This is a genomic window from Mesotoga sp. UBA5847 (assembly GCF_002432735.1).
Taxonomy (GTDB): Bacteria; Thermotogota; Thermotogae; order Petrotogales; family Kosmotogaceae; genus Mesotoga.
This window is the reverse complement of the sequence record NZ_DJGL01000083.1, coordinates 34,733-46,720: the sequence shown is the minus strand read 5'-3', so window position 1 is coordinate 46,720 and position 11,988 is coordinate 34,733. Positions and strand designations below refer to the sequence as shown.

13 protein-coding genes are annotated in these 11,988 nt (G+C 47.8%); all 13 read left to right on the top strand.

From position 1 onward, the window contains the following. Nucleotides 1-30 precede the first annotated feature (30 nt). The 13 genes from B3K91_RS10540 to B3K91_RS10480 are packed head-to-tail and all read left to right on the top strand — an operon-like array spanning nt 31 to nt 11,988. Entirely contained in the window at nt 31-921 is an 891-nt protein-coding gene (locus B3K91_RS10540; RefSeq protein ID WP_292595077.1) for a branched-chain amino acid ABC transporter permease, read from the top strand. Nucleotides 922-931: 10 nt separating this feature from the next. Continuing rightward, nucleotides 932-1,894 carry a branched-chain amino acid ABC transporter permease gene (locus tag B3K91_RS10535; protein WP_214079042.1) on the top strand — a complete coding sequence of 321 codons (963 nt, stop codon included), beginning with the start codon at nt 932-934 and terminating at the stop codon, nt 1,892-1,894. Between the two features lie 12 nt (nt 1,895-1,906). Beyond that, nucleotides 1,907-2,665, top strand: a complete 759-nt coding sequence (locus B3K91_RS10530) for an ABC transporter ATP-binding protein (RefSeq protein WP_103135195.1) — start codon at nt 1,907-1,909, stop codon at nt 2,663-2,665. Nucleotides 2,666-2,667: 2 nt separating this feature from the next. Beyond that, nucleotides 2,668-3,384, top strand: coding sequence for an ABC transporter ATP-binding protein (locus B3K91_RS10525; RefSeq protein ID WP_292595072.1), 717 nt, complete (start codon nt 2,668-2,670; stop codon nt 3,382-3,384). Between the two features lies 1 nt (nt 3,385). Next, on the top strand, nt 3,386-4,633 hold the full coding sequence (locus tag B3K91_RS10520) for a lactate racemase domain-containing protein (RefSeq protein WP_292595069.1): 1,248 nt from the start codon (nt 3,386-3,388) through the stop codon (nt 4,631-4,633). Beyond that, nucleotides 4,633-5,886, top strand: a complete 1,254-nt coding sequence (locus B3K91_RS10515) for a LeuA family protein (RefSeq protein ID WP_292595067.1) — start codon at nt 4,633-4,635, stop codon at nt 5,884-5,886. Before B3K91_RS10520 ends, B3K91_RS10515 begins: the two co-directional genes overlap by 1 nt. After that, nucleotides 5,883-6,923, top strand: a complete 1,041-nt coding sequence (buk, locus tag B3K91_RS10510; protein ID WP_292592913.1) for a butyrate kinase — start codon at nt 5,883-5,885, stop codon at nt 6,921-6,923. Before B3K91_RS10515 ends, buk begins: the two co-directional genes overlap by 4 nt. A gap of 11 nt (nt 6,924-6,934) precedes the next feature. Further along, complete coding sequence (locus B3K91_RS10505) at nt 6,935-7,837, top strand: phosphate acyltransferase (protein ID WP_292595064.1); 903 nt, start codon at nt 6,935-6,937, stop codon at nt 7,835-7,837. Between the two features lie 10 nt (nt 7,838-7,847). After that, the gene (locus B3K91_RS10500) at nt 7,848-8,678 is read left to right on the top strand and encodes a sugar phosphate isomerase/epimerase family protein (RefSeq protein WP_292595062.1); all 831 of its coding nucleotides are present in this window, start codon (nt 7,848-7,850) and stop codon (nt 8,676-8,678) included. Continuing rightward, nucleotides 8,675-9,400 carry a GntR family transcriptional regulator gene (locus B3K91_RS10495; protein WP_292595059.1) on the top strand — a complete coding sequence of 242 codons (726 nt, stop codon included), beginning with the start codon at nt 8,675-8,677 and terminating at the stop codon, nt 9,398-9,400. The genes B3K91_RS10500 and B3K91_RS10495 overlap by 4 nt, the downstream gene beginning before the upstream one ends. Before the next feature lie 2 nt (nt 9,401-9,402). Then, nucleotides 9,403-9,702, top strand: coding sequence for a UxaA family hydrolase (locus B3K91_RS10490; protein WP_292595058.1), 300 nt, complete (start codon nt 9,403-9,405; stop codon nt 9,700-9,702). Beyond that, entirely contained in the window at nt 9,689-10,888 is a 1,200-nt protein-coding gene (locus B3K91_RS10485; RefSeq protein WP_292595057.1) for a UxaA family hydrolase, read from the top strand. Before B3K91_RS10490 ends, B3K91_RS10485 begins: the two co-directional genes overlap by 14 nt. Then, on the top strand, nt 10,885-11,988 hold the full coding sequence (locus B3K91_RS10480; RefSeq protein WP_292595054.1) for a M20 family metallopeptidase: 1,104 nt from the start codon (nt 10,885-10,887) through the stop codon (nt 11,986-11,988). Before B3K91_RS10485 ends, B3K91_RS10480 begins: the two co-directional genes overlap by 4 nt.

Here is an 11,988-nt window from a genome sequence, read left to right as displayed (position 1 = left end):
CTTCACTTATCAAGACAAGGAGTGTGAATAATGCTTCAAGACATTCTCCAAATCATTGTTTCAGGGGCTTCAATCGGTGCTACGTATGGACTTGTAGGGCTCGGAGTTGTTTTCCTGTGGCTGACGATCTCAAGAATAAACTTCGCTAACATTTCATCAGCTATGTTAGCGGCGTATCTGTTCTATACTTTCTATACACTGGCGAATTTGGGGTTCTTCCTCTCTTTCGTCTTTTCTGTGGCGATAATTGCCTTGTATGGTCTTGGACTCAGGACGTTCATATATGAGCCGATAAGGAAGAGAGGTGGAGGTAGGCTTGAATTTGTCGTTGCAACATTGATGCTGTGTACCTTCTGGCTCAATCTGATAATCGTCACTTATGGGGCTTTGCCCAAGCCATTTCCACCGGTATTTGGGGGAAGCCAAGACTTCGTTTCTTTAGGCGGAATAAGAATTCCTACTCTCTATCTCAATATCTATTTGGTAATCGGAATCCTTATGGTATTCATTTACTTCTTACTGAACAAGACGCTCATAGGAAAATCATTCCGAGCTGCCGCACAGAATAGGGAAGCCGCGGCTCTTATGGGAATAGATGTGAAGGTAACGACCTCTCTTTCTTTTATGCTGGCCACGTGTGTGGTGGGAATTGCAGGTATACTTCTTGCCCCGATATACTTCGTGTCATTAGAACTTGGTGGTGGGTCAATTGGTGTCAAAGGGTTCGCATCTGCCGTTCTCGGCGGATTGACCAATCCGTACGGGACGATACTGGGCGGAATATCTCTTGGATTGCTGGAGAACTTCTCCACCCTCTACATCTCTTCTACATACAGAGACATCATATCCTTCTCGGTTCTTGTCGCCGTTCTAATACTCAAGCCTTCCGGAATATTCAACTGGAAGAGCAAGAAGATATAGGGGGTGCGAGATGAAGAAGCTGATATTGATTGTAGGAGCGATACTACTAATAATACTATTCCCACTTTTCACGAATAACATGTATCACCTTTACCTAATGAACAGGGCCTTGATACACGCCATCCTTGCAACAGGGTTGGTCTTCCTTACAGGTTTTGCCGGGCAGATATCGCTCGGGCAGGCGGGTTTTTACGCAATTGGAGCATACACTTCGGCATACTTCACTGTGCGGCTGGGACTACCAATTCCGATTGGGGTTATTGCGGGAGTAGTTCTGAGCGTTGTTGCGGGCTTCCTGCTGAGTATCCCCTCGTTCAAACTAAAGGCCTTCTTCTTATCTCTAGTAACAATCGCCTTCGGGCAAATAGTCTGGATGCTCGTGATAAATCTCACACCGATAACCGGGGGGCCATATGGTTTCTTCGGAATCCCATTCTATTCAGTGGGAAATAACATGCTTTCCTACGGTCAGGTGTTCTGGCTTTTTGGAGGGATACTGCTCGTGTCAGTCTTCATTATGTACCGCATCAAGCACTCTCACTTCGGCAGAGCGATGCTTGCTATGAATGACGATGATGTGGCCACTGAGACCTGCGGAATATCTACAAAGAAGTTAAAGATCGCCGCTTTCGGTTTTTCGGCAGGCTTGGCAGGGCTTGCAGGAGCGCTTTACGCTCACCTAGCAGGATTTCTTTCGCCCGAACCATTCACGTTTTTTGAGTCATCGAATTTCGTTGCGATGGCCGTTGTTGGTGGTCTTAGACACATGAGCGGAGGAGTTGTCGGCGGAATCGGGCTCACTCTTTTGCCGGAATTCCTCAGATTCGGCGGCTGGGAGAACTACTACTTAATGGTGACCTCACTGATCGTTATCGTTATCATAATATTCGTACCCATGGGGCTCGGGCCGATACTTGAGAATCTCTTCAGAAAGGTCTTCAAACTTAAGAGAAGCAACACAAAGACATTGTAAGGTGGGCTGAAGATGGACATACTAAGAACGGAAAAGTTGACAAAGAGATTTGGCGGAGTTGTGGCAAACAATGAACTTTCGGTAGGAATTTCTCAGGGAAATATCACAGCTCTTATCGGTCCGAATGGCTCCGGAAAGACGACGTTCATAAATGTGGTAACAGGAGTACACCCGATTACAAGCGGAAAAGTGTATTACAAAGATCAGGATATCTCTCAAATGGACATAAACAGGATAAGTAGATTAGGTATTGCGCGCACATTCCAGAAAATCCGGCTCTTCGAGAACCTATCAGTTATAGAGAACGTTCTGGTTGCTCGAAAGTCGTTTTACAAGTCAGGCCCATTGAGCGTCGTTTTGGGAACCCCGAAGTTTAGAAGAGAGGAAAGTGAGAACAAAGAGAAGGCTCTCGAGCTCTTGAGGCTTGTTGGACTTGAGGAGAGAGCATATGACTCTCCTACCGGCATGGCATACGGATTGAGACGCTGTCTAGAAATAGCAAGAGCACTAGCCCTTGAACCTCAGTTGATTTTCCTCGACGAACCGGCAGCGGGTATGACTAGAGATGAATTCAAGGTGATCATGGACTTGATGATTATTCTTAAGGAAAGAGGAATAACGATTCTACTGGTAGAACACACGATGGACTTTATCAAGGCAGTTGCCGACTGGGTCTATGTTCTCAACTTCGGTCAGGTTATTGCGGAGGGGAAGTTCGACGAAATCGAAAAGGATCCACTTGTCCTTAAAGCCTACCTGGGGGAGGATTGATTATGGCCTTGCTTGAAACCATAGATCTTTCAGTCTCGTATAATGAGGTTCCTGCTCTCAGAAAAGTCTCTATAAAAGCCCAAAAGGGAGAGGTCGTCTCTGTTCTTGGACCAAACGGAGCTGGAAAGACGACTCTTCTGAAGAGCATCTCGGGACTCGTATCTTCTGAAGCCGGAAGCAAAGTCCTTCTGAACGGAGATGAGATTCAACATCTGCCGCCCCACAAAATCACCAGGTTGGGGGTAATACACGTTCCAGAAGGAAGGCAGGTATTCGCAGAACTCTCCGTACAAGAAAACCTTGAAGTTGCTGCTACTAGAATTGGACTCGCAAAGGCTCGCCCAAACATCGAGAAAGTTTATGAGCTTTTCTGGGAACTGAAGTCCCGGAAAAATCAGATGGCCGGCACGCTTTCCGGTGGAGAGCAACAGATGCTCGCAATTGGAAGGGCCATCGTTTCCGATCCACTGATCATGATGATAGACGAACCTTCCATGGGACTGGCTCCTGTTATTGTGAAGAGAATATTCGAGACTCTGAAAAACTACGTGAAGGATACGGGTCTCACCATGTTGATTGTGGAACAGAACGCGAAGCTCTCGCTCCCAATGAGCGACAGAGTCTACATCGTATCGCAAGGTCAAATAAAACTCGAAGGCTCTGTTGACGAAGTGAAAAGCGACGAGCGACTCCGAGAAATGTATTTTGGTGGTAAGTGAGATGAAATTCTCACTTGACTATAGAGAGAAGGAGAGGCTTCAGTTGGAAGTTCCGGCGGGAAGAGTACTTCTTCCGACTTCACCTGTTGAGAGAAGCGAAGAGGGCAGCTCTCTGCGCGAATCGTTACTGAAGCCGTTTGATGCTGCTCCGATCCTGGAGCTTGCGGAATCTGCGAAAGAGATAGTCCTGATCGTAGAGGATCATACAAGGCACTCTCCGATCTTTGAGACTCTCTCTTTCATGAAATCGCTTTTCGTCGAAAACAAGATTCCCTGGAGCAAAGTCTCCTTGCTTGTCGCGACTGGAACTCACAGACAAATGACGTCTGATGAGCTAAGTGAGAAGTTTGGCAGTTTTTCTCGCGATACTAAGATCATCCAGCACGATGCCGAAGCAGCCGGCAGGATGGAAGACTATGGAGAATTCCTAGGAGTGCCGATTAGGATAAACGAAGCGGTTGGAGCCGACCTCACAATTGGAGTGGGTTCGATCGTTCCCCACAGGTTCTCCGGATGGTCGGGTGGAGCTAAAATTGTAATTCCGGGCGTCTCTGCATATGAAACTGTGTTTTTGTCGCACAGGATGGCAATACTGAAGAGCAGAGCCGACGTCGGAGTTCTTGACAATGAGTTCAGGGAACTTATAGATGAAACCGGAAAACGAGTGGGACTTGATTTCATAATAAATTTCTACTACGATATCGAAGGAAGAATCGCCGGATGTGTATCGGGCAATCATGTAACTGCGCACAGAGAAGGCGTCAAAGTCGCGAGAGAAGAGCTGCTCCGAGAGTACCCGGAAAGGGCCGATGTCACCGTGATATCTTCATTCCCCTCTGTGACCGATTTCTGGCAGTGCGGCAAAGCTCTGTACACATCCGATCTTGTTACCAGAAATGGAGGAGACATCGTTATGGTCTCGTCACTCGATGAAGGCTTTGGCGACCATCCTCTATTCGCCTCATTACTCAAGTTGGAGGCAGAAAAGATCCTAGAAAGACTGGACATGATTACCACCGAAGACCCGCTAGCGTATGTGGCGGCCTATGCAGTAAGGAAAGTTATTGAGAAGAAAAGGATTCACATTGTGAGTGACACTAAATTTGCAGATCAGTTCAATGAACTCGGGTTAACGGTCCATCAAGATATTCAATCGGTTGTTGACCGAGTGGCGCCGGCCGGCAAAAGAATCGCGGTTCTTCAGAACTCACTTGTATTGCCGGAAATATCGAATAAGGAGGCACAATAATGAAACCGAAAGATCTTGATTACATGAAGCTAAATGGAACACCATACTTCGATGAATCCCGCTGGGTGAGTCCTCTCAACTATGAGAGAGATATCCAGGGAGAAAACGCAAAAGACAGTATCTACATACACGACGTTACGCTGAGAGATGGAGAACAGACTTGTGGTCTTACCTGGAGCGAGGATCAAAGGGTGAGAATCGGAGTTGCGCTGAATGATTTGGGTGTGAAGTCCATTGAGGTCGGAATGCCGATAGTCTCCGACGAGAACAAGAGGGCTATACGTAGACTCGTTGACATGAATCTCGATTCGGAAATCGTTCCATTCGCAAGGTCTTTGAAGAAGGATATCGATGAATCTGTCGATTGCGGCGCCACACGAGTAGTGGTCGAACACGCGGTAAATCCATACGATAACGAGCTTGTCTATGGTGTGTCCCCCGAAAAACTGATCGACCGAGTCGTTTCGGCAATACTCTACGCGAAGGAACAGGGCATGAAGCCGACCTTCATGGGCTGGGACGCAACAAGATCGACCCCAGATTATGTCTTGAAAGTCTTCACAGAAGTGGCAAAGCAAGCAAAACCGGAGAGTATTGTCTTTGTGGATAGCTTTGGAGTCGCCTCCCCATTTGCAATCGAGTTCATCTTCACTGAGCTTAGGAAGGCCATTCCGGACATCCCGCTGGAGTTCCACGTTCACAATGAATTCGGCCTCGCAATGGGATCGGTTTTCGCCGCAGTAAGAGCCGGTGTATCAGGCATTCACAGCTCGATCAACGGGCTTGGCGAAAGGACGGGCAACGTAGCTACCGAAGAGGTCGCCGCCGGCCTGAAACTCCTGATGGGGATAGATACAGGAGTCGATCTGAGGAAGATCGGATACACTTCGCGACTGGTCGAGGATATTTCGAAAATCCCGGTGGCGAACAATAAGCCGGTCGTTGGGAAGCGTCTCTTCTGGGTCGAATCGGGCATCGTAGTTGATGCAATCGACAAGTTGAATGCGGCCGGAATTAACGCCGCCATGACCCCGTACCTTCCTTCGCTCGTAGGAATGGGCGAGATAGACGTGAAGCTCGGCGCCTTCAGCGGTCAGGCAAGCATAAAATACTGGTTGAAGAGATTGGGCATACAGGCGACAGAAGACCAGCTTGAAGAACTGACGGAAATTGTGCGAAAGGAAGGAAGAATAAGAAACACGGTCCTCGAACTTGACGAATTCAAGAGAATAGTCGGAGATTACATGAAATGAGTCTGATTCTCGTCATAAATCCCGGTTCGACATCAACCAAGGTGGCCGTCTTCAAAGATGGGAATGAAGTGTTCAAGAAGACGCTTTCTCTTGGCGATGGTATGCTCGAGCTTCCCCTTTTTCCCGATCAGTACACAATAAGGAAGGATCAGATCCTCAAAGAACTGGACAGAAACGGGATAAGACCATCCCAACTGACTGCCGTGGCGGCCAGAGGAGGAAGATTGAAACCTCTGAATTCCGGAGTTTACCGCATCAACAGAGAGATGGTCAATGACGCCAGAAAGGGCCTTCAGGGCATTCACCCTGCAAACACAGCGGTCGTGATAGCTTTTGAACTGGCTCAGGAATTCGGAATGCCGGCTTTCACCGTCGACCCGATCAGTGTGGACGAACTCGCCGAGTGGGCAAGAATAACGGGAATAGAGGAGATCAGAAGAAACTCACTCTCCCATGCGTTGAACATGAAGGCAGTCGCGAAGAAAGCTGCGACTGAACTGGGAAAGAGGTACGAAGAAGCGAAGCTCATAGTGGCCCATTTAGGTGGTGGTTCCTCGGTAAGCGCCCATCTGAACGGAAAGATGGTCGATCTCTATAACAGCGACAAGGAAGGTCCCTTTTCTGTGGAAAGAGCGGGCGCCCTCCCGACTCACGAATTGGCGGAGTTTGCTCGCTCGAGAGACGATTATCTCGAATACCTGGCTCACAGGGGCGGTCTGTTTTCCCACTTCGGAATGCGCGACGTTGAACGGATCGCCGAAGGCGTCAAAAATGGAGAAATCGATTCTATGCCGCTTGAAGCGTACATTTACAATATTGCAAAATACTCATACAGTCTGCTGGCGGTATTTGACGGAGTTCCCGACGCCCTTGCCATTACGGGCGGCGTAGTGAAGTGTGACTACGTCAGAGAAAGACTTCTTGCGAAACTGAAGGGTATAAGAGTTCTTCTTTTCCCGGGAGAATACGAGATGGAAAGCCTTGCCGAAGGAGCGCACAGAGTAATACAGGGGATCGAAGAGGCCCTGGAATACTGAGGTGATGATCGATGATTAATTCCCTTTCTGAGTTCATTCTTGAAGCAAGTAAGTTGCAGAAGCGCGTGAGAGTAAATTGCGTGCAGCCGCATGATCGAAAGACGATGAAGACCATAGAATCAACTGCCTCCTCTAACGGCAATTTTGAATTCACTCTCTTCGGAAGATTGGAAGAGATAAAGGAAGCGGCATCTGAAGGGTTTCTGAACACGGCGCGTGTTGTCGAAGGAGAATCCGAAGAAGATAATGCTTCAAATGCAGTCGCTGCTTTGGAGGGAGATACTCCCGCCGTCCTAATGAAAGGCGACATCAATACCACCGTGTTTCTGAGAGAGCTCTTCAAGAGCCCCAGGGTAAAGGCTAGCGGAAAGCTTATAAGTCACATTTCCTGTATGGAGGTCCCCGAGCATCCAAAACTGCTTTTCATAACTGATGGGACGGTCAACGTTGCACCTGATTTGAAGGAAAAGGCAGAGATACTCAGGAATGCCGTTGAGTTTGCAAGATCGATCGGAATAAGTGAACCAAGGGTCGCGGTAATCGGTATAAATGAGCGAGTGTCGGTAACAAATCGCGACCTCGTTGAAGGAGCCGTGTTGTCTAAAATGGCGGAAAGAGGGCAATTTGGAGTGTGTCTCGTGGACGGCCCCCTGCCCATAGATACTGCCCTGAAAAAGGAAGCGGCACTGAAGAAGGGAATTACGTCTAAGGTCGGAGGCGAGGCCGACATACTGGTCTGTTCTAATCTTGAATCAGCGGCCAACCTTATTAAAGGGCTCGTACATCTAGGCAAGTCCAAGACGGCCGGGCTCCTTTTGGGAGCAGGATTCCCCGTTGTTCTCACATCGAGGAGCGACAATGAATTCGCAAAAGCGGTTTCGCTCTCAATGGCACTAGTGAGTGCGGTGGGCTGAGGTGAAAGAGATGGCAGTAAGCTTTATGGTGGCCAACGAGGATATTCCGGCCAGTGCAAAGGTCACTGGCCTCACCGGCAGGTTGGAAGAGACGCTCGCCGCAGTGGCGGGTGCCGGTTTCAACTCTTTTGAGCTCATGATCGCCGAACCCGAAAAAGTGGATGTTGAAAAACTGAAGCGACTCGAGCGACAGTACTCTTTGAAGTGCATATTTCTCTGCACTGGCGAGATGGCAGGAACTGCCGGCCTTTACCTGAACCACATAGACGCGAACGAAAGAAAGAGAGCGCTGAACTCCTTTTTGCAGGCAGCCAAGAAGGCACATGCTCTAGGAGTTAACCTTAATATCGGCAGACTTAGGGGAGTAATATGGTCCGACGGCCTCCAGAGGTCACTCGAGAGGCTTGGAGAGTCGCTGGGAAAAATCGATTCATATGTGAGAAGTGAACTCGAGGGGTTGTCCGTTTTGATAGAACCATTGAGGAAGGTGGTCTGCCCGATCCTTAATAACTGTGTCGAAGCCGCCTCTTTTCTTTCTGAGAGAGAGCTAAAGAGTTTTGGAATTCTCCTTGATTCTGACCATTTCGATGAGTTGAAGGATCCCGCTTTTGTAAGTTCGAACATCGAGCTGATAAAACACGTTCACCTAGCAGATACGAATCACAAACCTCTGGGGCGGGGCGCGATTGATTTTCAGAGCTTCTTGAAAATGCTGAGCAAATCGAGTTATGTCGGTGAATACAGTGTCGAGGTCTTCTGTGATGAAGATCAGATAGAAACTCTAAGGGAAACTGCTTCATTTCTGAAAGCTTTCCCTCAAATCCTGGGGGGATCACTTTGAACAGATTGGCAGACACAAATCACTTTCAGGGAATCCAGCAGCAGCTCTACAGATCAATGAGGGATAGCATCGTAGAGCTGGAAATCCCTCCCGGAGCGAGATTGACGATCGAGAAGCTGAAGAGAATCTACGGCGTTTCTTCTACTCCGGTAAGGGGGGCTCTTCACAGGCTGAAGGAAGATGGTCTTGTCGCACCGGGAGCAGCCAAGAGTTTTTACGTAAAGGAGATTCTCGAAAATGACGTCAGAAAACTATTCCCGATAAGGCTTGTGCTTGAGAAACTTGCATTGAGTGAATCAATTAATCGGATCGACAGAGAGATTATATCGAATCTGATCGTGAGGATGAGAAGACACCTCTCGGAACCGGAGGAGACAAAGAACAAAGTTCCTTATGATATTGACTACAGGCTGCACAGGGAGATACTCAATAAATGCAATAATGAATATCTAATTGAAATGATGTCGAAGATCTCGATACTGCTCGCCAGAATGCGGAACGTGATCAAATACCACCTTCTTGAACAGCAAAAAGACTGGATAATTAACGAGATGGAGGAACATTTCAAAATCGCGCAGAGCATCCTGGAAGGAGACCTGGAGAAGGCTTCTGCTGCCCTGGAAGTTCATCTCAAGCACTCAATGAATATGATATGTTCTATACTCAGTTCCAACCATATTGACTATGCTGCCAAAGAAAGCTTTGCCCAATTGGAGGATTAGAAATGAAGCATGCTATTTTGCTGTCTTTAAACGACAATGTCGCAACGGTGCTTGAGAAAGTGGATATCGGCGAAGAGATAGAGGTGAAGGGTATTTCCGGATTGCAGATTCTGGTTGCGAAGGAAGAAATACCTTTCGGTCACAAAGTCGCTGTGAGAGACATCAAAAGAAACGAGAGAATAATCAAATACAATAACAAGATAGGGATTGCAACTTCGAACATCTCGACGGGCCAGCATGTTCACATCCAAAATGTTGTAAGCGAACGAACGGAGATCAAAGAGGGAGGTGACAGGGCTTAGGCCAGATATTATGAAGACCATGATGGGTTATTTAAGAAGTGACGGAAGTGTTGGAGTGAGAAATCACGTCCTCGTTCTCCCCAGTGTTCTTTGCTCTTCGAATGTTGCCAGAAAGATTTCGGCCGCTGTTCCCGGATCGGTAGTGGCCTGCCACAATCAAGGCTGCGCTCAACTGGGAGAGGACTTTCAGCAGACTAGAAGAACGCTGATTAATACTGCGCTAAATCCTAATGTGGCAGCCGTTCTTGTTGTTGGGCTCGGTTGTGAAAGGGTGTCCCCACATGAACTGAGGGACGTGATTCTAGACAGCGGAAAACCGGCCGGACTAATAATGGTTCAAGACTACGGAACCGTAGAAGCTGTAGAAAGGGGAACTGCAATTGTCAGGAAAATGGTAGAGGAAGCTTCGAAGAGTGAAAGAGAGGAAGTTCCGCTTTCAAGACTTGTCCTAGGCATGGAATGCGGTGGTTCCGACTTCTCTTCGGGTTTGTCGGCCAATCCTGTAGTCGGCGAGGCTGCCGACATTCTATGGAGAGAAGAAGGTCGTGTGATACTCTCTGAGACCACTGAACTGGTCGGTGCAGAACACCTCCTCTTTGAGAGAATGAAAAACGAAGAAATGAAGAGGCGATTTGCAGGGATGCTAAAGAGAATGATTGATGAAAGCATGAAGAACAGCCGCGATGTGGTGGATAAAGAAAACGTCCCCAACAACATCTCTCCTGGGAACGTACGGGGAGGACTGACCACACTTGAAGAAAAGTCGCTTGGAGCAATGATTAAGGGCGGCAAAGTACCGATAGTAGGTGTTAAAGAGTACGGCGAATTAATTGATCCGGAGCCAGGTCTTTACCTTATGGATACGCCCGGATATGATGTAGAATCTGTCACAGGAATGGTTGCCGGTGGCTCTACAGTTGTGCTTTTTACTACCGGGCAGGGAACTCCTACAGGCAATGCGATAGCACCTGTTATAAAAATAACTGGAAACCACGAAACGGCTAAAAAGATGAAGATGAACATCGATTTTGATTGCAGTGCGATAATCTCCGGAAAAGAGACATTAGAAGAAGGCGGAAAGAGGCTTTTCGAACTTGTTCTGAGAGTTGCTAACGGCGAAAAGACTAAATCAGAGATTCTTGGACAGGATGATTTCTCAATCTGGAATGTGGGGATAAAACTATGAGTTACAGTGATTCCCAACTCGAAAGTCTTCTTTTTGAGTTATGCTCTGCCAACACAACGAATCCTCCGGGTAATGAAGATCTCGCCGTATCGATAATCGAGAGAACTCTCACGCGAAAAGAAGTGAGCGTAGAGATTCACCGAGTTGCCGATAACCGTTCGAATCTCCTTGCAAGGATCGAACGCGATCCCCGAATCTCATATTTAGTCTTCTCCGGTCATATGGATGTTGTACCCGCCGGTTCAAACTGGAATACCGATCCTTTCAAACCTGAACAGATAGACGGGGAGCTCTATGCCAGAGGTTCCGCAGATATGAAGGGTGGTCTTTCGGCCTTAATTGCGGCGCTTGTAGATCTTTCGGAAGATAGGGAGTTCTGCGGAAACGTGGCTCTTCTTGCCACGTGCGACGAAGAAGTCGGTTGCTCGGGAATACAGTACTTTCTTGAACACAAACCATTCGACATCTCGGCTGTGCTGATTGGTGAGCCCACTTCTTTAGGACTTGCCACCGGAGAGAAGGGAGCGCTCTGGCTTAAACTGAAATTCAAAGGCAAATCAGCGCACGGTTCGCAACCGCAAAACGGAGTTAACGCAGTTACAAGGCTTTTCAGTGCCTACAATGAGCTTTCTCAGGTTCTAGGGAAAACAGAAGGCCTTACTGAGAGCCTGAACATCATTCGAGGTGGATCAAAAGAAAATACCGTTCCCGATGAGGCCGAATGTGTTATCGACATTCGTTTTGCAGAGAACACAGATTCTTCAGAAATCATCGCTCTCGTAGATTCCGTTCTAAGCAAATACAATCAATCAGAGAAAATCATTTTGCTCAACAGGGAGTCTTTCTCCTCTTCAGGCACTCTCACTGAATCTGTTAAGGAAGTGCTCAAAAAGAAAGCCCTGAAAGCCGAAGAGCTCTCAATGACCTACTTCACTGACGGTGCCTTTACTGCATCGCAAGGGATTGAGACAGTAATACTAGGTCCCGGAAGCCCCTCAATGGCGCACAGGTCGAACGAATATGTGAAACTTGAAGAAGTCCATAGGGCCCGAAGGCTTTATGTAGAAATAGCAAGGAACTACTTTGAAAGGACTAGGTAA